Source organism: uncultured Faecalibacterium sp., from assembly GCF_900066275.1.
In the GTDB taxonomy this organism is placed as follows: domain Bacteria; phylum Bacillota; class Clostridia; order Oscillospirales; family Ruminococcaceae; genus Faecalibacterium; species Faecalibacterium taiwanense.
This window is the reverse complement of sequence record NZ_FMFG01000006.1, coordinates 8,496-30,316: the sequence shown is the minus strand read 5'-3', so window position 1 is coordinate 30,316 and position 21,821 is coordinate 8,496. Positions and strand designations below refer to the sequence as shown.

The window sequence follows — 21,821 nt, the reverse complement described above, 5'->3', positions numbered from 1 at the left end:
TGGAGGTACGAAATATGTCTGCAAATGTTGAAACGATGTTCTATATCCGCGAGAAGCCTTGGCACGGTCTGGGAACGATGGTGCAGGAAGCGCCCACCAGTGCTGATGCCCTGCGTCTGGCCGGTCTGGACTGGACGGTTGAGGCCCGCGATATGTGGCTGAACGGCGGTTATGAGCCGATTCCCGGCTACAAGGCGAATGTGCGCAGCTCTGACAACAAGGTGCTGGGCGTTGTCAGCGACAAGTACCGCATTGTGCAGAACGCTGATGCATTTGCCTTCACGGATGCCCTGATTGGTGGCGATGTCCACTACGAGACAGCGGGCAGCCTGCTTGACGGCAAGAAGATCTGGCTGCTGGCAAAGCTGCCCGATTCCGAAATCTGCGGAGATAAGACAGAGCCTTATGTCTGCTTCTCCAACACACATGACGGTTCCGGCGCTGTCCGCGTCTGCATGACCCCTGTTCGGGTGGTCTGCAATAATACCTTGAACCTCGCCCTGAACACGGCACAGCGGGCGTGGAGCGTGCGCCATGTGGGCGATATCAGCACCAAGCTGGTGGAAGCGCAGCAGTGCCTTGAGATGGCCGGAAAGTACATGGACGCTCTGGCTGAGCGTGCAGATCAGATGGCAAACACCACCGTATCTGACGTGCGCCTGCGGAAGATCCTTGACGAGCTGTTCCCTGAAGCGGATGACATGAGCAACATCCAGAAGCGCCATGTGCAGGAGATGAAGGACAGCTACATGGTCTGTATGATGGCCCCCGACCTTGCAAAGTTCCGCAATACCGCATGGGGCGCGGTGAACGCCATGAGCGATTTTGTTACCCACAGCGCTCCTCACCGTAACACGAAGAACTATCAGGCCAACAACTGGAACAACGTCATGGGCGGTCACTTGCTTATCGATGCAATGACCAAGGCTGTTGCCCGGTAAATTAGGAGGGCTGTGCTATCTGGCCTTACGGGCGCTTTTATGAACACACAAAAGTATTACGCATGGTATACCGTTTGGGACAGAAAAACGGGGCGGCTGCTATGCAGTGGTCGTCCGGCAGACTGTGCAAAAGCCCTCGGCTTTGCAAGCAAAAAATCATTCTGGGCCAGCATCAGGCACAGCCAAAAGCGCGGGCACCAGCGGAAATACGAAGTCCTGCGCGAGGAAATCAGAAAATCGGAGGTTGATTGAAAATGACCAGACGTGATGAAATTGACGCAGAAATCAGGAATCAGGCAGTTCGCCTGTATCCGCGCTGCACCGCCCTGTTTGAGCTGCCGACAATGGTTTACTGGCAGATCTTGCAGGACAACACCATGCGGCACAAGCCGTACAGGGTCAGTGAGGAACGCTGTAAGAAGGTCATCTTTGCAATGCCTGAGTTTGACTAAGGAGAAAAACGATGAATGAAAAAGAGCACCAGAGAGCTGCCGATGTAGAAGAAGCCCGTGCAAAGCTTCTTGAATGCTTTCCCGGCAGTTTCATCCGTGATTCTGACGATGTAGGGTACGAGTTTATTGCTCACCCGCGCACAAACCAGTCTTTCATCTTAGAGGATTGTCATTACGTTGAAGATATCGAAGCAAAGGTGTTGGAATGGCTTTCACGGGCAGCATTCAAAACCGCACCGTATTCGCAGGAGTGGCGAAACCGGAGGTTCCACGAATTTATTCTTGCGGGGGTCAATGCTTTTCTTGACACAGATTTCTCGGAAGAAGATATGGATCTGATCTATACCTATATGGGCAACGAAATAAGACACGGTCTCACCATGGCCTTTATCTACCACGACATGAGCATGAAGTGGCTGAGAGAGCATATCCCAACTGAAAGGACATCATGCACTACTCTTGAAGATGCTGAAGATGCTTTGGATATCACCGCATCTTCTACGAAAGAATGACCAGCAGGCACCGGCTGAAAGGCTGGTGCTTAATTTTTTACTCCCTATGAATAAAAATATACTGAAATAATATAAAAAACTATTTACAAAATAATTGAAAAGTAGTATAATAACTAATGTAGAGAGCACTACCAAACAAACAGGAGGAATAGAAAAATGAAGAAGTCCTACATCGTCGCAATCGACTACCGCGCAACCTACAAGCCCATGACCACCGATTACAAGGTTCTTGAAGCTGACAACCTGCTGGACGCAATGAGCGAGGCAGAGAGCTATCTTGACACCGAGAAGGTTTACCTGCTGATCATCATGCAGGCAGACAAGGCAGGCCACAAGGTCAAGGGGATGCCCGGAATCAGGGAGAACACCTACATCGAGCAGATCACCAATCGCGGCAATGGCTGGCACCGCACCGATGCCGCCCACAGCGAAACAGCTTGGAGCCATACCATGTGGGTGGACGAAAGCAAGAACGCCCAGCACATCGACAGCAACGAAGTTGCTTGAAGCCCACCTGATGATGGCCCTGTGGCAGGGGCCGAAACCACCCGGCAGCCAGCCGGGCAAGGTCGTGGGAGCCACCCACAGAAAGGAGATTCGATATCGTGTCGAAGTATTACACCACCAAAGAAACCGCCAAAGCACTTGGCGTTTGCTATTCGCGGGTCTTACAGCTTCGGAAGCAGGGTCTGCTGGATGCCTACTCTCACGGCGAGAAGGGCAGCAAGAGCAAGTTTTACTTCCGCGTTGAGGACGTTGAGCGCTACAAGCAGAGCCGGGACAACCCGGAGCTGCCGCCTTTGATAAAGGTCAACACAAGTGAGACCGCCTGATGAACGGGCGGAACAAATACTGGCGGGAAGCCCGCTGGGACAAGAACCAGCCTGCACGGCTGGCACACATCAAAGAAAAGAGGTCGAAAAAGCATGATGAAGGTCGTACAGGGAACGTTTCAGCAGATTCCGTACTGGAAGCTGCGGGGCCGGTTCCACAGCTGCGGGTTCCGGGATCAGGAGATTGCAAATGCAATCGGCATCGGAAATGACACAATGAGCAAGCGGATGAACGGGAAGCAGCCTTGGACAAGCACTGAGATCGCAGAAATTTGCAAGACGCTTGATATCCCGCAGGATGAAATCGGGGAGCTGTTCTTCCCGGAAGTGGGCAAGGAGGATGAATCCGCATGAGAATCAAATCTGGCGTTTGGTACTGGCTGGCGATGGGCAGCTTTTGCGTTGGCCTTCTGTACAGCATGGGCCTTGAGGGCACCTGTCAGACCGGCGGCATCGTTTCGGACGGTGCGTTCATTACGGCTATGGTGCTGATCCTGCTGGCGGTGTTCTTCATGCTGCAGGGCTTTGCAGCCGAAGCGCGTGAGAAGCGGCCCCGTAAGATTCACCAGCAGCCCCAGAACACCGTGAAGAGCGGTAGAAAGGCGGGCTGAGGCAATCCATCAGGGCCTTGTGGACGACAACGAGCGCTTTACTGCAAGCACAGGCACCTATGGCAAAGGCCGCATCAAAGAGATTTTGGCCGCACAAAAGAAAAAGCAGCCCGCCGGTGCGCCAACACCGACAGGCTGCAAGGGTTGATGGATTTTACAGGTCACATCAACCCGAAGATAACACATTTTCGGAGGTTTTACAAGATGGAAAAAAATTATGTTGAGATTCAGGGCCGCTTTTCCAGTGACGGCAGGTTTGTGGGCGGGAACTATGTCCCGGAAGTCATCGACAAGCTGATGAACGATGTCTATTCTACCCTCGGTCAAGCAGGAAGCCTGTACCGCCTGCGCGTCACGGTCGAGGTCGAAGATCTGGGTGCCGAGGTCAAGTTCGGGAAGCCTGCAAGCGAAACGCAGCACTCCCCTGCTCTGCAGCGTTTGACCGCTGGAAAGCTGATTCCTGCACCGGACATCTCCCCTGCCGCCATTGACCCGGCACCCGAGGTGGCAGTATGAATCCGATGTACGACCTTTCCCTTGACGGCTACGGCCCGGCACTTGAGCCGCCGGATGATTACTATTTCCTGCCGCGAGGGACAGAACAGACCGAAGATCAGGAGGATGAAGAGTAATGGAAAGCACAAGCATTTACGCCGCTCTGGCCGCTGTGCAGAGCGAACTCAAGGCCCCTAAAGGGCAGATGAACACCTTCGGCGGGTACAGATATCGTTCCTGTGAGGACATTTTGGAAGCAGTGAAGCCTATTCTCAAGGCTCATGACCTGCTGCTTACGCTCTCCGATGAACCGAAGGTTCTTGAGGGGTGGCACTACATCGAAGCCACTGCAAAATTGGAATCTCTGGATGGTGGCTGCATTTCCGTGAAGGCATACGCAAGAGAGCCGGAGCAAAAAACCAAGATGGACGCTGCACAGGTGACTGGAACATCCAGCAGCTACGCCCGCAAGTATGCCCTGAACGGCCTGTTCTGCATCGACGATACCAAGGATGCCGACACGGACGAGTATCATGCGGCAGAAGGTCGAAACCCCGCAGGTGTGAACAAGCCGCAGAAGCAGCCTGCTCCGAAGCGTGAAGCTCCTGCTCCGAAGCAGCAGCCCGCACAGGAACAGCCCTTTATCTGCGCCTGCTGCGGCAAACCACTTCAGCCGGTGACCTATAAGGGCCGCACAGTGGAACCGGCAGAGACCGCCGCAAGCACCAAGAAGAAGTTTGGGCGCGTCCTGTGCTGGACGTGTGCCCAGAAGCAGCCGAAGGAGGGCTGATCTATGCTGAACACGATTGCAATTATGGGCCGCCTGACCCACACCCCGGAACTCCGCACCACCACAAGCGGCAAGGAAGTCTGCTCTTTTGATATCGCCTGCGAACGCAGCTATTCTGCAAATGGCCAGCGCGAGACGGATTTCTTGCCCTGCGTTGCATGGGGCAAGACGGCGCAGTTCATCGCCCAGTATTTCAGCAAGGGCAGCATGATCGCCGTCAATGGCAGCTTGCAGACCCGGAAATATCAGGACAAGCAGGGCAACAACCGCACTGCCTATGAGATTCAGGTGCGTGAGGTCAGCTTTTGCGGCTCGAAAGCCCCTGACAGCACGTCTACACGGGGTTTTGATGAACAGACGGAAAGTTATGCCCGCGAAGCTAGAAACGCTCAGAGCGCCCAGCAGACGGCTGAGACCGGCACGGACGATTTTGCCGTTATCAACGACGATGAAGATTTGCCGTTCTGAGCGGCAGAAATGAGGGAGAGAAAAATGCCAGCAAAAAGAAATATTATGCCGGAAGAGGTGCGCAATGCAAAGCTTCTTCTTAGTAAGGGCCTGTCAGATGCAGAGGTCGCAGCCATTATCGGTCGTTCCGTGTCGGCAGTTGTCAATATCCGCAACGGTGCATACGACTTCATGCTTGAGGATGTACCGAATGATACCCCGGATGATAGCCGGGTGTGTATCCTGCTGAAATCTATCGACAGCCGCCTGTACCAGCAGAACGAAGACATGAAGAAGGCCATTGACCAGCTGGTGGGCCTGAACAGTGCCCTTGTTGAGCTTCAGAACGAGATCAAGGTGTGCGCTTCCTGCATGTCTGCAATGCTGTATGCCCTGAACGACCTCAAGAGCAAGAACAGCCAGCAGGCTGAACAGGAAACCACCCCTACGAAGTATCCGGGCAAGAATTTTGCGAACTGGGGAGAGGTTATTCGCCGTGTTGAGGTCTACGGTGACAAGTTCATTGCGGACAACCTGCGCGGAACCAAGGCCAGTCTGGACGGCGTTACGCTGTATCTGGCCTGCACCCCCAGCACGAAGAAGTTCCTCAAAAGCAGCGCTGTTGCAATCCCCCGCATCAAACAGCAGTGCCGGAACGTCATCGGCTACGGCGTAGAGGTTAAGATCATCGACCTGTAAAAACCAAAGAAAACCAAATGGTTTTTACGAAAAGCGTTTGGTTTTCAAAAACGGGAAGGAGGTGGTTAGTGGTGGACGATATCGAAATGGCTCGCCCAAAAGGCTTGTTGATACCCTTTGACAAGTTCGTAATCTTGGACATCCTGCCACCTGAGCAATACAAAAACGTGCTCACAAAAATGCGGCAGTATGTGGAGCACGGCAAAGAGCCGGAAGGGCTTGAGCCTATCGAACAGGTGGCCTTTGAATCCCTGCGCTCATTTATGGACGAAAACATAAAGACGTATCAACGTTCTATTCTTGCGCACCGAGAAGCAGGTCGAAAGGGCGGCAGACCAAAGAAAACCGACGAAAACCAAAAGGTTTTTGACGATAACCAAACGGAACCAATTGGTTTTTTTGAGAAACCAAACGAAACCAAAAGGCCCCTAAAGTACAAAGTACAAAGTACAACAGATACTAAAGTATCTGATAGTAGTAGCGCTGAAGCGCTGTCCCCTACCCCCAAAAGCAGGTTTTCACCGCCGGATGTTGAAACGGTGAAAAGTTACTTTGCGGAGAAGGGTGGCACAGAAGGGCAGGCTATTCGGTTCCATGCCTACTACGAGTCCAACGGCTGGAAGGTGGGCCGGAATCCCATGAAGAACTGGAAGGCTGCAGCATCCGGGTGGATATCCCGTGATAGGGATGAAGCAAAAAAGGCGAATGCCCCGCGCAACCGGGCGTTCATGGCAAGCCGCCCGGCAGAGGAAGCCGAAAATGCAAAGAATTTTCTGGCAGACGCAGCCCGGCGAAGGCCATTAAAAAAGCAATAGCCGGTACACACGCGCTCAGACCGGCATACGCGGCCCTCTGAGCATGGTTTTAGGGTAAACCGGCAAAGTTATAGCACAAAACGCAAAACGCCGTTCAGGGCCGTTTCTCGTGCTCTGAACGAATGGAGGTAAAAAGCACTATGAACCTGTATGAGATCAACTCGCAGATTTTGGACTGCATCGATCAGGAGACCGGCGAGGTTATGGACATCGACCGGCTGGAAGAGCTGAACATGGCAAAGGCCGAGAAGGTGGACAACATCGCCTGCTGGGTAAAGAACCTCGAAGCCGATGTTGCGGCCTTTGAAGCGCAGGAAAAGGCTTTTGCTGACCGCAAGGCAGCCGCAAAGCGCAAGATCGACAGTCTCAAGCACTATCTGACCGATGCTCTGGGTGGGCAGAACTTCAGCAGTGACCGGTGCGCGGTGAGCTTTCGCCGCAGTAAGGCCGTCTGCGTGCTGGATGAAGCTGCCGTCCCTGCCGAGTACATGACCGAGATGACCACCCGCGCACCCAACAAGACGGCCATTGCGGCCCTGCTCAAGACCGGCACTGCAGTGCCCGGCTGTGAACTGGTGGAACGTGTAAACCCGTCTGTGAAGTGAGGGAGGGAGAACAATTGGAGATGAACACGCAAAATGACATACAAGGAGTTTTTGGAGCGCAAAATCGACATTGCGCCCCTGTCCGGTATCGAGATTGACCCCGCCGAGGTCAGCCCGGCGCTGAAAGATCACCAGCGCGTGAGCGTTCTGTGGGCGCTGCGCGGGGGCCGCCGTGGCATTTTCGCCCGCTTCGGTCTGGGAAAGACCATCATGCAGCTCGAATGGTGCAGGCTGCTACAGAAGCACGAGGGCGGACAGACGCTCGTTGTGATGCCGCTGAACGTCCTGCCGGAGTTCAAGGCCGACGCTGTGAACCTGCTGGGCATTGACGAGCCGCCCTATTGCCGCACGATGGCCGAAGTGGAGGCCAGCACAGCCCCCATCGTCCTGACCAACTACGAGCGCGTCAGAGACGGCGACATTGACCCGCATCATTTCACAGCGGTCAGTTTGGACGAGGCCGCCACACTGCGCAGCTTCGGCAGCAAGACCTATCAGAGCTTCATGCAGAAGTTCAAGGGAATCAAGTATAAGCTGACCAACACCGCGACACCCAGCCCGAACCGCTACAAAGAGCTGATTCACTATGCCGGGTTCCTCGAAATTATGGACACCGGCCAGAGCTTGACCCGCTTTTTCAAGAGGGACAGCACCAAAGCGAACAACCTGACCCTTTATCCTGGTCGCGAGCGGGAGTTCTGGATTTGGTGCGCCAGCTGGGGGCTTTTCCTTCAGAAGCCGTCCGATCTCGGATTCTCGGATGATGGTTACGCCCTGCCGCCGCTGGACATCCGGTATCACAAGCTGAACAGCCTTGACCGGCCCGCTGAATTTGAAGCCGACGGCCAGATGAAGCTCGGCCATGATGCCGCGATGGGCTTGCAGGATGCAGCCAAAGAGAAGCGGGACAGCATCGACATTCGCGCCGCCGAGGTAGCCCGCATCATTGCGGAGGCACCGCCGGACGAGCATTTTGTGGTCTGGCACGATTTGGAGGACGAGCGCAAGGCGCTCAAAAAGGCCGTGCCGGAGATGGTCGATATCTACGGCAGCATGGAGCTGGAAACCAGAGAGCAGCGGGTCATGGACTTCGCACAGGGCCGCACCCGCATCTTCGGAACCAAGAAAAGCCTGTCCGGTTCCGGCTGCAATTTCCAGCGCCATTGCCACCGCGCCATTTTCATGGGCATCGACTACGAGTTCAACGACTTCATTCAAGCCATTCACCGCATCTACCGTTTCCTGCAAAAGTCCCCGGTCATCATCGACATCCTGTACATGGACACGGAGACGGAGGTGCTGCTGGCGCTGCAACGCAAGTGGAGACAGTACGATGAACTGAGCGAGCAGATGGAGGAAATCATCAAAGAATACGGTCTCGGTAGCCTTGCGCTTGAGACCCTGAAGAGAACGATAGGATGTGAGAGAGTGGAAGTCAAGGGAAACAATTACACGGCCATCAACAACGACTGTGTGGAAGAAGTCCGGAACTGGCCAACGGACAGCATTGACCTGTATGTGACTAGTATCCCGTTCGGCAACCATTACGAATATTCGCCCTCGTACAATGACTTCGGCCATAACCCGGATGATGCAGAGTTCTTCCGTCAGATGGACTATCTGACCCCGGAACTGCTGCGCACCCTGAAGCCGGGTCGCGTGGCTGCAATCCATGTGAAAGATCGCGTGGAGTTCGCCAACGTCACCGGCCTTGCAGCGCCGACCATTGAGCCGTTTCACGCGGACTGTATCGCTCATTTCCGGAAGCATGGGTTCGCCTATTTCGGAATGATTACGGTTGTCACGGACGTTGTCCGGGAGAATAACCAGACCTACCGTCTGGGATGGACAGAGCAGTGCAAGGACGGCACGAAGATGGGTGTTGGCTGCCCAGAATACATCCTGCTGTTCCGCAAGCTGCCCACCGATTGCAGCCGTGGATATGCCGATACGCCGGTGAAGAAGTCCAAAGAGGAATACACCCGCGCCCAGTGGCAAATTGACGCTCACGCATTCTGGCGCAGCAGCGGCGACCGGCCTTTCACCCGCGAGGAACTGGAAAAAATCCCGACCTCCAAGCTGCAAAACGTATACCGCAAGTTCAGCCGGAACAGCGTCTACTCCTACGAGGAACACGTCAAGCTCGCGGAAAGTCTGGACAAGGATGGCCGTTTGCCGTCCACGTTCATGGTGGTCGCTCCCGGCTCGTGGGACATGACTGTCTGGGACGATATCAACCGGATGCGCACCCTAAACACCACCCAGAGCCAGCGGCGGCAGAACCTCCACGTTTGCCCGCTTCAGATCGACATCGTGCAGCGCCTGATTGAGCGGTACAGCAACGAGGGCGAGCTGGTAGCTGACCCCTTTGCGGGGCTGTTCACTGTGCCGTATGAGGCCGTGAAGATGAACCGCAGAGGCAAGGGCGTGGAGCTGAACCCGGATTATTTCCGTGACGGCGTGGGCTATCTGGAATCTGCGGATGCAGAAAAGGATGCACCCACTCTGTTTGACCTGTTGGAGAATGGAGCTTGAACATGAGCAATGACAACATGAGCCGGAACGCCGAGCATTATGCAGATCCGACCCCCTGCGCAGCTTTCCGCAGCATGCAGAAGGATGAGCGGCAGAAGGAAGCTGCCAAACTGCTGCAAATCAGCCTCCTCGTGCCCCTGCTTCGGCAGGTGGCCGAGTGGGCAGGTTTTGAGATCATTGGACGAATCCCCTTGCGGGACAAGGCAACTGGAAAGGAGTACAGGTAATGGAAAGAGCTGAAGCGATTATCGCCGCCTGTCGCGATACGATGTTGACCACATTGGAAAAGATCGGCGGCCAGAGCCTTATTTGCTCGTGGACCCGTCAGGACGGCTCCGTCGTGAAGCTGGCGCTGGAAATCAGAACGAGCGATCAGACCACGATCGGAGACGCTATCCGGGACATGGATGATGAAGAAATGGCCCGGAAGCTGGTTCCGGCGGTTCTGGCCTTGTGCGACGACGGCGCGCCGTCCGAAGATACCGTCCGCGACTGGCTGGAACGCCCGCAAAGCGATCTCAAGGTCTGAAATACAAACACAGTTACATAAACTGCTGCTGATTATACAAGTAGCGGCACGGAGGATGAATACATGTCACAGCATTACAAGATTGACTGCGACAAGGTGGAGGACCGAAAAGCACTGGTCGTCGTCCTGTCGATGAACGGCTACACCGTCCGTATGGGCAAGGAAAAGCGCAGCGGAAAATCCACTTTGACCTATTTTGTGGAGTATTGGAGGGGCGACGATGAATGATCAAGCGAAATCTAACCCTGAAACCGACACTATGAGTCCGGAGGACATGGCCCATTATTTGATGGATTTTTGCCATTGCCATTTGGCGGCTGGAAATGGCTGCCCGGGGTGCCAGTTTGATAAACCGACCAGTAACGATGGCGATGGAGAATGCCGTCTCGGTGTTCCTTCAGACTGGGACTTTTGAGGAGGAGAAGTGAAGCATGAAAACCGAAAAGAGAATGGTCTGCTTTATCGCAGCAGCTGTGCTGCTGATTCTGACGCTGTGGTTTACATCCTGCGGTGCGGCCACTGCCGAGGCAGAAGTTGAAAGAAAGCCATGCTACCACGTTACTGTCTATTCCCCGGAAATTGTAAAGACCGGATATGCTGGAACACGATCTCCGAAGTATACCATCACCGTGGAGGACTTCAGCGAGCTGCTGCCGAAATCATACGTTTGCAGAGATCAGTATCACCTGCTCCGCATCCCTCTGGAAGATGGACGTTTTGAGCTGGTGTCTACCTCGCTGGTTGAAATCGAGTATTACTGAAGGGAGAGACGTGAGCATGAAAGCTGTGCTTTTGAGCATGCGGCCTGTGGAGATCACTCGCCCGCCCCAAAGCTGGCGCTATGTGGAGGAATTGAGCAATGAATAACAGAAGAACGGCGGCCAGTATTCGCCGCAGCTATACCGGTGCCCGAAGCCGCGCAGAGGGCGCTGGCTTTGAAAGCATCATTGACAATGCCTGCGCCTATTACAGATCCATCGGCCTTGCAGACATCGAAAAGACCCCAGAACCGATGCGTCCGATTGGAAGCCCGGACCGTGCTGGCCGGTTCCTTGCTTGCTACACGAAACAGGCCCAGCCGGACTACAAAGGCGTTCTCAAAGGCGGAAGAGCCATCAATTTTGAAGCAAAGCACACTGACAGTGACCGGCTGACCTTTGATCGTGTGTTGACCGCGCAAGCGCTTCGTTTGAGCCGCACAGAAGCTCTCGGAGGTGTCGCCTTTGTACTATGCTCATTTAGCGGCAGGGCTTTCTACCGCGTCCCGTGGGCCGTATGGAAGGACATGAAACGGCTGTTTGGCCGTAAGTACATCACCCAATCAGACATTGAAATTTACCGCGTCCCGTTTGCAGCACCCGGAGTGCTGCTGTTTTTGGAAGGAGTAAAGGAGGAACAATGATCCGCACATGGACACCTGAAAGCGAGAACGAAAAGCCACCTAAGAATGAAAAGGCCCAGCTGGTGCGGGCATGGTTTGAACGACTGCCAAGAATGCGGGCACAGATTCAGCAGCAGGAAGAGCGCATTGTAGATCTACAGTGCATCGCTACCGCCACCACATCCAGCGTTTCAGCTGCACCTGGTCGTTCTGGAACCAGTGACAAGGTGGGGAACGGTGGCGCGGCCATTGTGGAAGCAGAGGAAAAGCTGGCTGCCCTCAAGTGCGAGTATGTGGAGATGCAGAAGGCGGCCATTGATACGGCATATCTGCTGAATGCTGACACGGCATCCATCCGCCGCAGCAAGTGCATCATCCTGTGTTATGTTGAGGGTAAGACCCGTGAGCAGGCCGCCGCTGAGGTGGGCTTTGCACAGGCACACACGGCATCCAGAGCCATCACAGTAGGGTTTGAAGCCCTTGCAGAGATCTGGGAAGCAACACCTTTTTGCGATTTTGACGAAAGTGCATAAAAAACGCGTGATTTTTTGTACAGCTTCGGGTATGTACGCGGTATGTACGCGGTATGTACAGAAACCGTGCGAAAGTGATTGAATAGTACCATCGGCAATGCCGGAAAGGCAAACCGATACACGCAGTCTCCGAAACGAACCTACATGATAATTTTCCTCCTTTTGGCTTTGCAGGCATTTTTCTCTCTTCACGTTTCGCGGACTGCGCATCTATGCGATACACTGAAACAAAGGCAGCCTGCCGCTCATGAGAGACAGGAGGCGGTTCGATTCCGCCGTATCGCACCGTATGGCGCATGGACCAGACAACCCGAAAGGCCGCACGTGTAACCTCCCGTGCCAAGAAAAGGCCTTAGAATCCTTGCCAAGGTGTAGCTTTCCTGACAGGATGTGCGCCAACCAACAGCCCCGGCGGAGAACCGGAGCTGTTTTTATATGGCCGCCTGAGCGCAGTTTGGAGCGCGGCGCGTGTGTGTAGACACGGCTGGTTCGATTCCAAGGGCGGCTTTTATACTCCGGTAGCTCAAGCGGTAGAGCGGCGGTCTCCAAAACCGCATGTTGCAGGTTCGAGCCCTGCCGGGAGTGCTTGCGTGCCCTATGAGGGGGCGGCGCAATAGCGGGGCATCTGGCCGCGAAAGTTCCAGATGCAGCAGCACCCGCCCGTTTTACGCCTGTCCGTCAAACTGAATGCATGGGTGCTGCTTATTTTTTGATATCTTTGCCGTTCGGTTTTCCGGGCGGCTTTTTATTTGGAGAAAAAAGATGATTCAGAAAGAACTGCTGAAAATGCCGGTCTCCGATCTGGTGCCGTATGAGAACAACCCGCGCGTGATCTCCCCTGCAGCTGTAGACGCTTGCGCTGAGAGCATCAAGCAGTGCAGCGCACTTGATCCCATCGAGGTTGACGAAAACAACGTCATTCTCAGCGGTCACACCCGCCGCCTTGCGTTGATGCAGCTCAATGTGGACATGGCCGACGTGGTGCGCTACACCGGCCTGACGGAAGAGCAGAAACAGAAATACCGCCTGCTGGCGAACAAGACCGGCGAAATGACCGGCTGGGATTTCTCCAAGCTGGAACGGGAGCTGCTTGAAGTCGATTTTGGCGACTTCGACTTTGATTTTGACATTCCGCAGGACGATGATGCCGGCGTATCCTACATTGACAGCCTTATGGAGGACGGTTTCACAAAGGCTTCGGAAAAGAAAGAATTTTCCGTGACCTTCACGTTCCCCGTTGAGTGCGAGGAAGAAATCAAGGGATACATCAGCGAGAACACGAAGGAGCCGCTTGAAAAAGCCATCTTGAACTGTATTCGCGGCGTTATGGAGGATAAAGATGCCTAACTGCGGGTCGCAATGCTGGTTGTGCGATATGCCTATCCGTTTCGACACCTACAAGGGGTGTACGCACGGCTGCAAATACTGCTTTGTGCAGCGGAACGGAAAGTATGACATCAGCAAGGTGCAGAAAGGTGAAGGCGTGAAAGCCCTTCTGAGTTGGATTCAGGGAAAGCGCACATCAGAAACAAACTGGTGTGATTGGAATATTCCTCTTCACTGGGGGGGCGTGAGCGACCCTTTCCAGCCTTGTGAGCGCTATTACCGAATGAGCTACAACGCTCTGCGCGTCTTTGCTGAAACCAAATACCCCTTTGTTGTTTCGACAAAGGGAAGGATCATCGCAGAGCCTGAATATCTCGAACTGCTGAGAAAGTGCAACTGTGTTGTGCAGATCAGCATGGTGTGCAGCAGCTATGACAAGCTCGAAGAAGGCGCACCCACCTTTGAAGAACGTCTTGAAATTGCGAGAAAGGTTGCTCCGAATGTGAAGCGCCTGATCGTCAGGATTCAGCCGTACATGCATGAGGTATACGGAGAGGTTTACGAAAACCTTGAAAAGTTCAAGGCTGCTGGTGCCTACGGCGTTATTGTCGAGGGCATGAAGTTTGCAAGCAAAAGACCGGGCCTTGTGAAGGTTGCAGGCGATTATACCTATCCGAAAGCCCTGATCGAGAGCGATATTCTTAAGCTGAAGCAGAGGGCGCATGAACTTGGCCTTGCTCTTTACAGCGGAGAAAACCGAACAAGAGAACTGGGAGACAGCCTTTGTTGTTGCGGTGTCTCTGACCTTCCCGGATTCAAGGTGAATGAGTATAACCTGAACCACCTGCTTCATGGTGGGAAGCCCGCAAAGACCCCTCAGATGCAGAAAACTGGGACAGCGATGTGCTTTCAGTCGCTTTACCAGAACACAGCCAACTCTCGACGGCTCCGAGGGGAGAGTTTTGAAAGCGAAATGCTCAACGTCTACAAAACGAAGCGTGACTATGTGAACGAGACCTTTGGTCTGAAATGAGGTGATCTGCGATTGGCCGCAAAGGTAAGTATGAGAAGTGGTTAGAGCCGGAAGAGTTGACGCTGCTTCGTGGATGGGCTAGGGACGGCCTGACGCAGGAACAAATAGCTCAGAACATGGGAATACACCGCGATACCCTGAATGAATGGAAAAGCCGATTTCCCGACATTTCCGACGCTTTAAAAGTAGGGCGGGAAAACGCTGATTACATTGTGGAAAATGAGCTGTTCGAGAGCTGCAAGACACGCACCGTGACCGTAAAAAAGCCCATCAAGCTGAAAAAGGTCATGGTGGATGGAAAAAAGCGGCTTGAAGAAGAACGCATTGAGTATGCAGAGGAACAGGTCGTTGTGCCTGCAAACGTCACGGCCCAGATTTTTTATTTGAAAAACCGGAAGCCAGACAAGTGGAAGGACAAACCGCAGGAGAACACGACCGAAGCCCAGAATAACGACATGCAGACGCTTGCAGATCTGCTGCAGCGGCCCGTGCCTGACCGCGATATCAAGGATTTTGAGACATGAACATCCCTGCACCTTTTTCCCAAAACCAGATGCGTTTCTTCTGGAGTTGCTTCGACCACTGGTTCAATGTGGCTGAGGGCGGCAAACGCGGCGGCAAGAACGTGCTTATTACTATGGCCTACTGCACCATCTTGGAAAAGCATCCCAGCAGGATACACCTCATTGCGGGCGTATCCACTGCGACGGCCCGGCTGAACATTCTGGACTGTGACGGCTTCGGACTGAAAAACTATTTTGAGGGCCGCTGCCGTGAGGGCACCTACCAGAACCGCGACTGTCTGTACATCCAGACTGCCACCGGCGAAAAGGTGGTGCTAGTGTCTGGTGGCGGCAAAGCCGGTGACGAAAAGCTCATCAAGGGCAACACCTACGGCACCGCGTACATCACCGAAGCCAATGAATGCAGCGAAACTTTCATCAAGGAAGTATTCGACCGTACCCTGTCCAGCCCGGACAGAAAGGTGTTTCACGACCTGAATCCCAAGGCGGAGGGGCACTGGTACTACGAAAACATTCTGAATCTGCACGAAAAGAAGCAGACGGAGAACCCGAAATACGGCTTCAACTATGGGCATTTCACCATTGCCGATAATATGAGCATTTCGGACGACCAGCTCCGGGCTGTGCTTGCAACCTACGACCGCAGCACGGTCTGGTATGCCCGTGATATCCTCGGTAAAAGGAAAGCTGCCGAGGGTCTTGTATACCCTTTCTTCTCCGCCGGGCAGGACACCTACCTCTTTCACGGTGATGCTTCCCACATCGACGGGCAGTTTTACGTGTCCATCGACTACGGCACGCACAACCCCTGCAGCATGGGCCTGTGGGTCATTCATGATGGCAAGGCCCTGCGAATCAAGGAAAGCTATTTTGACAGCCGTGCCGAGCGTGTGCAGCGCACGGACGAAGAGCACTATGCCGAGCTGGAACGCCTGACCAAGGGTTATTACATTCAGGCGGTGGTGGTTGACCCGTCCGCTGCTTCCTTCATTGAGACCATCCGGCGGCATGGCAAGTATCTGGTGATCCCCGCTGATAACGACGTGCTTAACGGCATCCGCTGCGTGGCATCCCTGATGCAGGCCGGGCTTGTGACTATCCACGAAAGCTGCGCGGCATCCCGCCGGGAGTTCGGCCTGTACTCGTGGGACGACAAAGCCAAAGAGGACCGCGTCGTGAAGGAGAACGACCACGCCATGGACGACATCCGCTATTTCTGCTATACGATACTGGCCCCGCTGATCCGCTGGGCAGATTGGAGACGAAAGTAATGTTTGACAGACTGCTTTTCTGGCTGCGGGAGAAAGCACGGCTGCTGTTCGGTGAAAATACTACTGTCAGCGCCAACGTGTCCTACAGCATGGAGAATGCGATCATCCTGTGGGCGCAGATGTACGATACCGGCGGGCCGTGGTGCCACGGCGGCAAGAACGCCCTGCACAGCCTGAAGCTTGCCCAGAGTGTTGCATCGGAGCTGGCCCGTCTGACCACGCTTGAAATGGAATGCATTGTTTCCGGCAGTGCCCGCGCCGACAGCATCAACACCATGCTGCAGCCTTTCATTGCAGATCTGCGCACCCCGGTGGAATACGGCTGTGCGCTGGGCGGCATCCTGTTCCGGCCCTTCCTCGATGCGGAGGGACGCATCCAGATCGATGCTGTGCAGGGGGATTGCTTCTGCCCTACCCGCTTTGACAGCTCTGGCCGCATGACCGGGGCTATTTTTTATGACCATCTGGTGCGCGGCAACCGCATTTATACCCGTCTGGAAGATCACGAGTTTTCCGGCAGCACGTACAGCATCACGGTCAAGGCGTTCCGTTCCATGACCAGTGCAGACCTCGGCATTGAAGTCCCGCTGACCGATGTGCAGGAGTGGGCCGCGATTTCCCCACACACTGAATTCTCCGATGTAGACCGTCCGCTTTGGGGCTATTTCAGAGTGTCCAGCGGAAATTCCACTGATCGGCACTCCCCGCTGGGCGTGAGCGTCTATGCCGCTGCTGCTGACACCATCCATGATACCGATGAACAGTATGGGCGGCTGCTGTGGGAGTATGACGGCGGGCAGCTGGCCCTTGACGTTGACCAGACCGCCCTGCGGCCCGACATCAACGGCGAGAGCGTTATGCCGCAGCGTGAGCAGCGCCTTTACCGCAACTGGTTGAACGGCAGCTCCGGGTCCAATGGCCGGAACCTTTACGAGGTGTTTGCCCCTGCCCTGCGCGATGAAAGCTATCGTCGGGGGATGGATGCCATGCTCAAGCGGGTGGAGTTCCAGTGCGGCCTTGCCTACGGCACCCTGTCCGACCCGCAGAACGTGGACAAGACCGCCGAGGAAATCAGGAGCAGCAAGCAGCGCAGCTACACTACCGTCAAGGATCTGCAGCGGGCGCTGGGCAATGCGCTGACCGATCTGGTATACTCCATCAGCAAGCTGCTGGATGCCCAGTGGAACAGCGGCGCAGCCGTTTCCCCGCCGGGCGACTGCAACGTGACCTTTGACTTTGACGACAGTATCATCTCCGACCCCAAAGAGCGCAAACAGATGTATTGGGGCTACGTTACCGCAGGCAAGTTCCCGTTCTGGCGGTATCTGGTGGAGTTCGAGGGCTACAGCGAGGACGATGCAAAGGCCATTGCCGCCGAAGCGGATGCCGAGAACCGCAGCCCTGAAGCCCTCACCTTCGGGGGTGCCTGATGCTGCCGCCGAGCTATCTTGACCGGATGCCGGACGCCTTTGTGCAGCTCTGGCAGCAGGTCGAGGACGAGATCTTACAGGACGTTGCCCGGCGCATCGGCAAGATGGACGCCGTGACCCCCACCGCAAACTGGCAGCTGTGGCGCTACCAGCAGACCGAGGCGCTGCGCAACGACGTGGTGCAGCTGCTGGCGAAGTACACCGGCAAGAGCGAAACGGCCATCCGCAAGCTGCTTTTGCAGGCTGCCACTGAAGCCATGGAGCGGGAGGATGCGATCTATTACCACTACGACATGGAGCCGCCCCCTTTTGAAGAGAACGCCGCCCTGAACAACCTGCTGGATGCCGGCGCGCGGCAGACTTGCGGCACATGGCAGAACCTGACCGCCACCACGGCAAACACCGTCACAGGGGCCTTTGAGCGCACGCTGGACGCCGCATGGCTCAAGGTGAGCACCGGCGCCTTTGACTACAAAACCGCCGTCAAACAGGCTGTGGACAGCCTTGCAGACGACATGCCCATGGTCACCTATCCCAGCGGCCACAAGGACAGCATCGAGGTGGCCGCCCGCCGTGCCGTGCTCACCGGTGTAAACCAGACGACTGGCAAGCTGCAGGTGGCCCGCATGGACGAGATGGGCTGCGAATTTGTGGAGACGACCGCCCACGGCGGTGCCCGTCCTTCTCATGCAGAGTGGCAGGGCAGGCGCTTCCACCGGGGTGGCGCTGTGGACTACAAGGGCAGGCACTACCCGGACTTTGAAGCTGCCACCGGCTATGGTACCGGCGCAGGCCTTTGCGGCTGGAACTGCCGCCACACCTTTTTCGCGGTGTTCCCGGAGCTGGGCGACCCGCCCCAATGGACACAGGAGCAGCTGCGGGAGCTGAACGCCCGGAACATCGAGTGGAACGGCAAAAAGTACACCGCCTACGAGATATCACAGATGCAGCGTGCCCGGGAGCGGAACGTCCGCCGCTGGAAAAAGCGGTATCTGGCCGAGGATGCTGCCGGGCTGGACCCCACCGACAGCGCTGTGCGCCTGAAAGCGGCCCGCCAGAGCCTTGCAGAGTTTGCACAGGCCACCGGTGGCCGTGTGGACAGCGCCCGCACCAGCGTGCCGAAGTTTGGCCGGAGCGAGGGCAGTAAGGCAAGCGCACAGGCACGGAAGGCATCCTCTACATACAGCAGCTTGAACACAAAAGCAAAACCTGTTACAATGCAGTCAATCGCAAATGTTAAGGCGTTCAGCTGTGACACACTAGATGCCGCCGGGCAGCAACAGCTGAAAAACGCCCACAAGCGCCTTCTCATGGTCGCTTCAAAGCAGCCGGAAAATGTTGAAGTGGGCAGGGTGTTCGACATCAAGATGAAGCCGCTGACGAAGGATATCATCGGCTTGCCGGATGGTCATTCTGTTCAGCTACCAAACCCGGATGTACCCTATATTGCGATTCATACCCATCCTGCATGCGGTAGCTTTTCAAATGGTGATCTGCGGCAATTTACGCGAAACGCAAATTTGAAGCTGCTTACTGCTCTTGGGCATGATGGGCATATTTACGCAATCGAAAAGACTTCGACTTTTCAAGAAAGCTCCGCGAAACAGGCCATTCGGCAAATGGATTGCGCAATTGATGAATTGCTCAAGTCCACGCTGACGGATGAACAGGTTCTTGAAAAGGCAGAAGGGGTTATTTCGGACTGCATAAAGGAGTTGCAGAAAAATGGTGCCAAATTCTACGAATAAACCTTCTTACACAGAACAGGAAGTCAGGGAAATGCAGCAGGTTCTTCTGGAAACTCCTGTAGATCCGGCATATGATGATATTTGCAACTCATTTTACGATGGGTGGGACAGAACTGTACACCGTCAGATGTATGCTCGTGACTGCTACAGTATTTTGAAAGAACTTGGCAAGCTCCCGCCCGGCATCGAATAACCTTAACCACCATCCACCCGGACGGTGGTTTTCTTTTGCCCATTTTTACAGAAAGGAACGAACCATGGAAAAGATTCTTCTCGCCCTTGCGCTGGCCGCATCCATTCTGCTGTGTGGCTGTTCCAGCGAAGCCGAAAAGGCCAACTACAACATCTCCAAGCAGGCAGATTACTTCGAGAGTGAGCGCAAGATCACCGTCTACAACGCCCGCACCGATAAGGTCATTATGGAAGCCGAAGGCTACATGTCCATCTCCAACAACTCAAACAATGAGCTGGTCTGCACGGTGAAAGTCGGCCCGGATTCCTACCGCAAGAACTACATCTACCTGAACGACTACACCATGTATGTGGTAGAGGACATCACCGGCACCCATACCGACCCCTACCACTACAAGCTCTATTTCCACACTGACATCCTGCCCAGTGTGGAGGTGAAGCCGTAAAAGTCATTCACGGAAATCCCCCATTTTAACCACTATGTGCCCAGAAAAAGGCTTCATAGTGGTTTTTTCATGCCGTTTTAGCTCATGTCGGAAGAGCGCCGGTCTCCAAAACCGGAAGCGGCAGGTTCGAGTCCTGCAAACGGTGCCATGCGGCGGGCGGCGCGTACCCCGCCCACGACCGAATACTGACAGAGAACAGTGTAAAAAACTGAGGTCTCACACACGAAAGGAGTTTCCACCATGAAGCGTGAAGACGTGAAGAACAAGATCCCCGGCATCACCGATGAACAGCTGAACTGGATCATGCAGGAGAACGGCTCAGACATCAACCGGGAGAAGTCTGCCGCCACCGCCCTGCAGACCCAGCTGGACAACGCAAACGCCCAGCTCAAGACCGCACAGGACGGCCTGAAAGCCTTTGACGGCGTGGACGTGGCAGGCCTGCAGGAACAGGTCACCAATCTGAAGGCCGATATGAAGGCGCAGGCCGAGGGCTTTGCCTTCGATAACGCCCTGAATGCCGCCATCATGAGCAAGAAGGGCCGCAGCGTCAAGGCAGTGCGGGCTTTGCTGGATCTGGATGCCCTGAAAGGCTCTGCCGACCGCAGCACCGACATTGCCAAGGCGCTGGACGAAGCCGCCAAGGCGAACCCGTGGGCGTTCGGCGAGGACGGCGCAGCCGGTGTGGCTGTGGTCTCCACCGGTGCCGAGCACGGTGCCCCTCCCGCCAACGAGAGCGATGGTGTGGAAGCCGCTTTCAAATCCCTGAACCCTGAACTGAACCTGTAACAACGAAAGGAGATTTCTATGGCACATGCAAGTCAGGAGCGTTACTCCGCTCTGGTGGATGCAAAGCTGCGTGCGACTCTGGTCACCCGCGACAATACCATCTTCAACAACCGCTACGAGGGCAGCCCCAAGGCCGGTAAGGTCAAGATCCCTGTCCGCGACACTGAGGTTGCCGTCAAGGCCTACGACAAGGCAAACGGCGTGGATGCCGATGCCGGCACCACCACCTATCTGGATCTGGACATCGACAACGACGAGGCCGTGAACGAGATCATCGACGGCTTCGACGCTGCATCCGTGCCCGACGGCATCACCGCCGAGCGTCTGGACAGCGCAGGCTACTCCATGGCTCTGTCCATCGACAAGAAGTCCATCGAGGCGCTGCAGGGCGCAGCGGGTGCCAACATCAGCGCCACCAAGACCGCCTGCACCGCTTCCACCGCCTACAAGGAAGCTCTGGCCGCAAAGCGCACCCTGAGCCGCAACGGCGTGCCGCAGGCCGGCCGCTGGATGATCGTCAGCCCCGAGTATCTGGAGCTCCTCATGCAGGACGACCGCTTCATCAAGCAGGGCGATCTGTCCCAGCAGCTGGTGCAGACCGGCGCAGTGGGTCAGATCGCGGGCTTTGCGGTGTACGAGTCCAACAACATGGATTTCGAGAACACCACCCGCGTGGCCAGCAAGAAAACCACCACCGAGTTCATCTGCGGCCACCCCAACTGGTGCCACCGCGTCATGGAGTGGCAGACCACGGTGCACCTGCAGGATCTGGGCGGCTCCGGCAAGTACATCGGCGCATCCGCTGTGCAGGGGCGCAAGGTGTACGGCATCAAGGTGTCCAAGCCCAAGACCCTGTACATCAAGCGCATCGAGGCGTAAGGCCA

At 55.3% G+C, this 21,821-nt stretch carries 31 protein-coding genes and 2 tRNA genes; all 33 read left to right on the top strand.

Annotated features, from left to right (window positions below; translation table 11 throughout):
• Nucleotides 1-14: 14 nt before the first annotated feature.
• The 33 genes from QZL71_RS03810 (at nucleotide 15) to QZL71_RS03650 (ending at nucleotide 21,816) form a co-directional block, all read left to right on the top strand.
• Nucleotides 15-941 (top strand): DUF932 domain-containing protein, encoded by a 927-nt coding sequence (locus tag QZL71_RS03810; RefSeq protein ID WP_294647841.1) that lies wholly within the window; start codon nucleotides 15-17, stop codon nucleotides 939-941.
• Nucleotides 942-1,195: 254 nt separating this feature from the next.
• Nucleotides 1,196-1,393 carry a hypothetical protein gene (locus QZL71_RS03805; protein WP_294647840.1) on the top strand — a complete coding sequence of 66 codons (198 nt, stop codon included), beginning with the start codon at nucleotides 1,196-1,198 and terminating at the stop codon, nucleotides 1,391-1,393.
• Nucleotides 1,394-1,404: 11 nt separating this feature from the next.
• Nucleotides 1,405-1,905: a hypothetical protein gene (locus QZL71_RS03800; protein WP_294647839.1), complete on the top strand. Its 501-nt coding sequence runs from the start codon at nucleotides 1,405-1,407 to the stop codon at nucleotides 1,903-1,905.
• 156 nt (nucleotides 1,906-2,061) lie between these two features.
• Nucleotides 2,062-2,412, top strand: coding sequence for a hypothetical protein (locus tag QZL71_RS03795; protein WP_294647838.1), 351 nt, complete (start codon nucleotides 2,062-2,064; stop codon nucleotides 2,410-2,412).
• 98 nt (nucleotides 2,413-2,510) lie between these two features.
• Nucleotides 2,511-2,738 carry a helix-turn-helix domain-containing protein gene (locus QZL71_RS03790; protein ID WP_294647835.1) on the top strand — a complete coding sequence of 76 codons (228 nt, stop codon included), beginning with the start codon at nucleotides 2,511-2,513 and terminating at the stop codon, nucleotides 2,736-2,738.
• Between the two features lie 93 nt (nucleotides 2,739-2,831).
• A complete protein-coding gene (locus QZL71_RS03785) occupies nucleotides 2,832-3,092 on the top strand; it encodes a DUF739 family protein (RefSeq protein WP_294647834.1) in 261 nt (86 codons plus the stop codon).
• Nucleotides 3,089-3,349, top strand: a complete 261-nt coding sequence (locus QZL71_RS03780) for a hypothetical protein (RefSeq protein ID WP_294647832.1) — start codon at nucleotides 3,089-3,091, stop codon at nucleotides 3,347-3,349. Before QZL71_RS03785 ends, QZL71_RS03780 begins: the two co-directional genes overlap by 4 nt.
• Before the next feature lie 204 nt (nucleotides 3,350-3,553).
• Nucleotides 3,554-3,865 (top strand): hypothetical protein, encoded by a 312-nt coding sequence (locus tag QZL71_RS03775; protein ID WP_154256164.1) that lies wholly within the window; start codon nucleotides 3,554-3,556, stop codon nucleotides 3,863-3,865.
• A 115-nt stretch (nucleotides 3,866-3,980) separates the two neighbouring features.
• Nucleotides 3,981-4,634, top strand: a complete 654-nt coding sequence (locus tag QZL71_RS03770; RefSeq protein ID WP_294647830.1) for an ERF family protein — start codon at nucleotides 3,981-3,983, stop codon at nucleotides 4,632-4,634.
• Between the two features lie 3 nt (nucleotides 4,635-4,637).
• Nucleotides 4,638-5,102, top strand: a complete 465-nt coding sequence (locus tag QZL71_RS03765) for a single-stranded DNA-binding protein (RefSeq protein WP_294647828.1) — start codon at nucleotides 4,638-4,640, stop codon at nucleotides 5,100-5,102.
• A 24-nt stretch (nucleotides 5,103-5,126) separates the two neighbouring features.
• Nucleotides 5,127-5,780, top strand: coding sequence for a hypothetical protein (locus tag QZL71_RS03760; protein ID WP_294647826.1), 654 nt, complete (start codon nucleotides 5,127-5,129; stop codon nucleotides 5,778-5,780).
• Nucleotides 5,781-5,851: 71 nt separating this feature from the next.
• Nucleotides 5,852-6,595: a DUF6291 domain-containing protein gene (locus QZL71_RS03755; RefSeq protein ID WP_207698155.1), complete on the top strand. Its 744-nt coding sequence runs from the start codon at nucleotides 5,852-5,854 to the stop codon at nucleotides 6,593-6,595.
• 140 nt (nucleotides 6,596-6,735) lie between these two features.
• Entirely contained in the window at nucleotides 6,736-7,200 is a 465-nt protein-coding gene (locus QZL71_RS03750) for a siphovirus Gp157 family protein (RefSeq protein WP_294647823.1), read from the top strand.
• A gap of 33 nt (nucleotides 7,201-7,233) precedes the next feature.
• A complete protein-coding gene (locus QZL71_RS03745) occupies nucleotides 7,234-9,735 on the top strand; it encodes a DNA methyltransferase (RefSeq protein ID WP_294647822.1) in 2,502 nt (833 codons plus the stop codon).
• A 2-nt stretch (nucleotides 9,736-9,737) separates the two neighbouring features.
• Nucleotides 9,738-9,962 carry a hypothetical protein gene (locus tag QZL71_RS03740; RefSeq protein WP_097781808.1) on the top strand — a complete coding sequence of 75 codons (225 nt, stop codon included), beginning with the start codon at nucleotides 9,738-9,740 and terminating at the stop codon, nucleotides 9,960-9,962.
• The gene (locus tag QZL71_RS03735; protein WP_097775543.1) at nucleotides 9,962-10,264 is read left to right on the top strand and encodes a hypothetical protein; all 303 of its coding nucleotides are present in this window, start codon (nucleotides 9,962-9,964) and stop codon (nucleotides 10,262-10,264) included. The genes QZL71_RS03740 and QZL71_RS03735 overlap by 1 nt, the downstream gene beginning before the upstream one ends.
• Before the next feature lie 63 nt (nucleotides 10,265-10,327).
• The gene (locus QZL71_RS03730; protein WP_097781809.1) at nucleotides 10,328-10,492 is read left to right on the top strand and encodes a resolvase; all 165 of its coding nucleotides are present in this window, start codon (nucleotides 10,328-10,330) and stop codon (nucleotides 10,490-10,492) included.
• On the top strand, nucleotides 10,485-10,679 hold the full coding sequence (locus QZL71_RS03725) for a hypothetical protein (RefSeq protein WP_294647820.1): 195 nt from the start codon (nucleotides 10,485-10,487) through the stop codon (nucleotides 10,677-10,679). The genes QZL71_RS03730 and QZL71_RS03725 overlap by 8 nt, the downstream gene beginning before the upstream one ends.
• 16 nt (nucleotides 10,680-10,695) lie before the next feature.
• Nucleotides 10,696-11,025 (top strand): hypothetical protein, encoded by a 330-nt coding sequence (locus QZL71_RS03720; protein ID WP_097781810.1) that lies wholly within the window; start codon nucleotides 10,696-10,698, stop codon nucleotides 11,023-11,025.
• 98 nt (nucleotides 11,026-11,123) lie between these two features.
• Nucleotides 11,124-11,666, top strand: coding sequence for a Holliday junction resolvase RecU (locus QZL71_RS03715; RefSeq protein WP_294647817.1), 543 nt, complete (start codon nucleotides 11,124-11,126; stop codon nucleotides 11,664-11,666).
• A complete protein-coding gene (locus tag QZL71_RS03710) occupies nucleotides 11,663-12,178 on the top strand; it encodes a hypothetical protein (protein WP_154256179.1) in 516 nt (171 codons plus the stop codon). The genes QZL71_RS03715 and QZL71_RS03710 overlap by 4 nt, the downstream gene beginning before the upstream one ends.
• A gap of 512 nt (nucleotides 12,179-12,690) precedes the next feature.
• Nucleotides 12,691-12,763 (top strand) — tRNA-Trp (locus QZL71_RS03705).
• Nucleotides 12,764-12,940: 177 nt separating this feature from the next.
• Entirely contained in the window at nucleotides 12,941-13,525 is a 585-nt protein-coding gene (locus tag QZL71_RS03700; protein ID WP_294647816.1) for a ParB N-terminal domain-containing protein, read from the top strand.
• Between the two features lie 28 nt (nucleotides 13,526-13,553).
• A complete protein-coding gene (locus QZL71_RS03695) occupies nucleotides 13,554-14,537 on the top strand; it encodes a radical SAM protein (RefSeq protein WP_294647813.1) in 984 nt (327 codons plus the stop codon).
• Nucleotides 14,538-14,653: 116 nt separating this feature from the next.
• Nucleotides 14,654-15,061: a hypothetical protein gene (locus QZL71_RS03690; RefSeq protein WP_294647811.1), complete on the top strand. Its 408-nt coding sequence runs from the start codon at nucleotides 14,654-14,656 to the stop codon at nucleotides 15,059-15,061.
• Complete coding sequence (locus QZL71_RS03685) at nucleotides 15,058-16,332, top strand: PBSX family phage terminase large subunit (RefSeq protein ID WP_294647808.1); 1,275 nt, start codon at nucleotides 15,058-15,060, stop codon at nucleotides 16,330-16,332. The genes QZL71_RS03690 and QZL71_RS03685 overlap by 4 nt, the downstream gene beginning before the upstream one ends.
• Nucleotides 16,332-17,762, top strand: coding sequence for a capsid protein (locus QZL71_RS03680; RefSeq protein ID WP_294647806.1), 1,431 nt, complete (start codon nucleotides 16,332-16,334; stop codon nucleotides 17,760-17,762). The genes QZL71_RS03685 and QZL71_RS03680 overlap by 1 nt, the downstream gene beginning before the upstream one ends.
• Entirely contained in the window at nucleotides 17,762-19,510 is a 1,749-nt protein-coding gene (locus QZL71_RS03675; RefSeq protein WP_294647802.1) for a phage minor capsid protein, read from the top strand. Before QZL71_RS03680 ends, QZL71_RS03675 begins: the two co-directional genes overlap by 1 nt.
• Nucleotides 19,511-19,541: 31 nt before the next feature.
• Nucleotides 19,542-19,703, top strand: a complete 162-nt coding sequence (locus tag QZL71_RS03670) for a hypothetical protein (protein ID WP_165852862.1) — start codon at nucleotides 19,542-19,544, stop codon at nucleotides 19,701-19,703.
• 64 nt (nucleotides 19,704-19,767) lie between these two features.
• On the top strand, nucleotides 19,768-20,148 hold the full coding sequence (locus QZL71_RS03665) for a beta-sandwich lipoprotein (protein WP_294647800.1): 381 nt from the start codon (nucleotides 19,768-19,770) through the stop codon (nucleotides 20,146-20,148).
• Between the two features lie 71 nt (nucleotides 20,149-20,219).
• Nucleotides 20,220-20,296 (top strand) — tRNA-Trp (locus QZL71_RS03660).
• 92 nt (nucleotides 20,297-20,388) lie between these two features.
• Nucleotides 20,389-20,937 (top strand): phage scaffolding protein, encoded by a 549-nt coding sequence (locus QZL71_RS03655; protein ID WP_294647798.1) that lies wholly within the window; start codon nucleotides 20,389-20,391, stop codon nucleotides 20,935-20,937.
• A gap of 18 nt (nucleotides 20,938-20,955) precedes the next feature.
• Nucleotides 20,956-21,816, top strand: coding sequence for a phage major capsid protein (locus tag QZL71_RS03650; RefSeq protein WP_294647796.1), 861 nt, complete (start codon nucleotides 20,956-20,958; stop codon nucleotides 21,814-21,816).
• The last annotated feature ends 5 nt before the right edge of the window (nucleotides 21,817-21,821 follow it).

Bases quoted from the DNA above. Each gene is read 5' to 3' on its own strand.
- QZL71_RS03810 (WP_294647841.1), top strand. From the start codon at position 15: ATGTCTGCAAATGTTGAAACGATGTTCTATATCCGCGAGAAGCCTTGG.
- QZL71_RS03805 (WP_294647840.1), top strand. From the start codon at position 1,196: ATGACCAGACGTGATGAAATTGACGCAGAAATCAGGAATCAGGCAGTT.
- QZL71_RS03800 (WP_294647839.1), top strand. From the start codon at position 1,405: ATGAATGAAAAAGAGCACCAGAGAGCTGCCGATGTAGAAGAAGCCCGT.
- QZL71_RS03795 (WP_294647838.1), top strand. From the start codon at position 2,062: ATGAAGAAGTCCTACATCGTCGCAATCGACTACCGCGCAACCTACAAG.
- QZL71_RS03785 (WP_294647834.1), top strand. From the start codon at position 2,832: ATGATGAAGGTCGTACAGGGAACGTTTCAGCAGATTCCGTACTGGAAG.
- QZL71_RS03780 (WP_294647832.1), top strand. From the start codon at position 3,089: ATGAGAATCAAATCTGGCGTTTGGTACTGGCTGGCGATGGGCAGCTTT.
- QZL71_RS03775 (WP_154256164.1), top strand. From the start codon at position 3,554: ATGGAAAAAAATTATGTTGAGATTCAGGGCCGCTTTTCCAGTGACGGC.
- QZL71_RS03770 (WP_294647830.1), top strand. From the start codon at position 3,981: ATGGAAAGCACAAGCATTTACGCCGCTCTGGCCGCTGTGCAGAGCGAA.
- QZL71_RS03765 (WP_294647828.1), top strand. From the start codon at position 4,638: ATGCTGAACACGATTGCAATTATGGGCCGCCTGACCCACACCCCGGAA.
- QZL71_RS03760 (WP_294647826.1), top strand. From the start codon at position 5,127: ATGCCAGCAAAAAGAAATATTATGCCGGAAGAGGTGCGCAATGCAAAG.
- QZL71_RS03750 (WP_294647823.1), top strand. From the start codon at position 6,736: ATGAACCTGTATGAGATCAACTCGCAGATTTTGGACTGCATCGATCAG.
- QZL71_RS03745 (WP_294647822.1), top strand. From the start codon at position 7,234: ATGACATACAAGGAGTTTTTGGAGCGCAAAATCGACATTGCGCCCCTG.
- QZL71_RS03740 (WP_097781808.1), top strand. From the start codon at position 9,738: ATGAGCAATGACAACATGAGCCGGAACGCCGAGCATTATGCAGATCCG.
- QZL71_RS03735 (WP_097775543.1), top strand. From the start codon at position 9,962: ATGGAAAGAGCTGAAGCGATTATCGCCGCCTGTCGCGATACGATGTTG.
- QZL71_RS03730 (WP_097781809.1), top strand. From the start codon at position 10,328: ATGTCACAGCATTACAAGATTGACTGCGACAAGGTGGAGGACCGAAAA.
- QZL71_RS03725 (WP_294647820.1), top strand. From the start codon at position 10,485: ATGAATGATCAAGCGAAATCTAACCCTGAAACCGACACTATGAGTCCG.
- QZL71_RS03720 (WP_097781810.1), top strand. From the start codon at position 10,696: ATGAAAACCGAAAAGAGAATGGTCTGCTTTATCGCAGCAGCTGTGCTG.
- QZL71_RS03715 (WP_294647817.1), top strand. From the start codon at position 11,124: ATGAATAACAGAAGAACGGCGGCCAGTATTCGCCGCAGCTATACCGGT.
- QZL71_RS03710 (WP_154256179.1), top strand. From the start codon at position 11,663: ATGATCCGCACATGGACACCTGAAAGCGAGAACGAAAAGCCACCTAAG.
- QZL71_RS03700 (WP_294647816.1), top strand. From the start codon at position 12,941: ATGATTCAGAAAGAACTGCTGAAAATGCCGGTCTCCGATCTGGTGCCG.
- QZL71_RS03695 (WP_294647813.1), top strand. From the start codon at position 13,554: ATGCCTATCCGTTTCGACACCTACAAGGGGTGTACGCACGGCTGCAAA.
- QZL71_RS03690 (WP_294647811.1), top strand. From the start codon at position 14,654: ATGGGAATACACCGCGATACCCTGAATGAATGGAAAAGCCGATTTCCC.
- QZL71_RS03685 (WP_294647808.1), top strand. From the start codon at position 15,058: ATGAACATCCCTGCACCTTTTTCCCAAAACCAGATGCGTTTCTTCTGG.
- QZL71_RS03680 (WP_294647806.1), top strand. From the start codon at position 16,332: ATGTTTGACAGACTGCTTTTCTGGCTGCGGGAGAAAGCACGGCTGCTG.
- QZL71_RS03675 (WP_294647802.1), top strand. From the start codon at position 17,762: ATGCTGCCGCCGAGCTATCTTGACCGGATGCCGGACGCCTTTGTGCAG.
- QZL71_RS03670 (WP_165852862.1), top strand. From the start codon at position 19,542: ATGCAGCAGGTTCTTCTGGAAACTCCTGTAGATCCGGCATATGATGAT.
- QZL71_RS03665 (WP_294647800.1), top strand. From the start codon at position 19,768: ATGGAAAAGATTCTTCTCGCCCTTGCGCTGGCCGCATCCATTCTGCTG.
- QZL71_RS03655 (WP_294647798.1), top strand. From the start codon at position 20,389: ATGAAGCGTGAAGACGTGAAGAACAAGATCCCCGGCATCACCGATGAA.
- QZL71_RS03650 (WP_294647796.1), top strand. From the start codon at position 20,956: ATGGCACATGCAAGTCAGGAGCGTTACTCCGCTCTGGTGGATGCAAAG.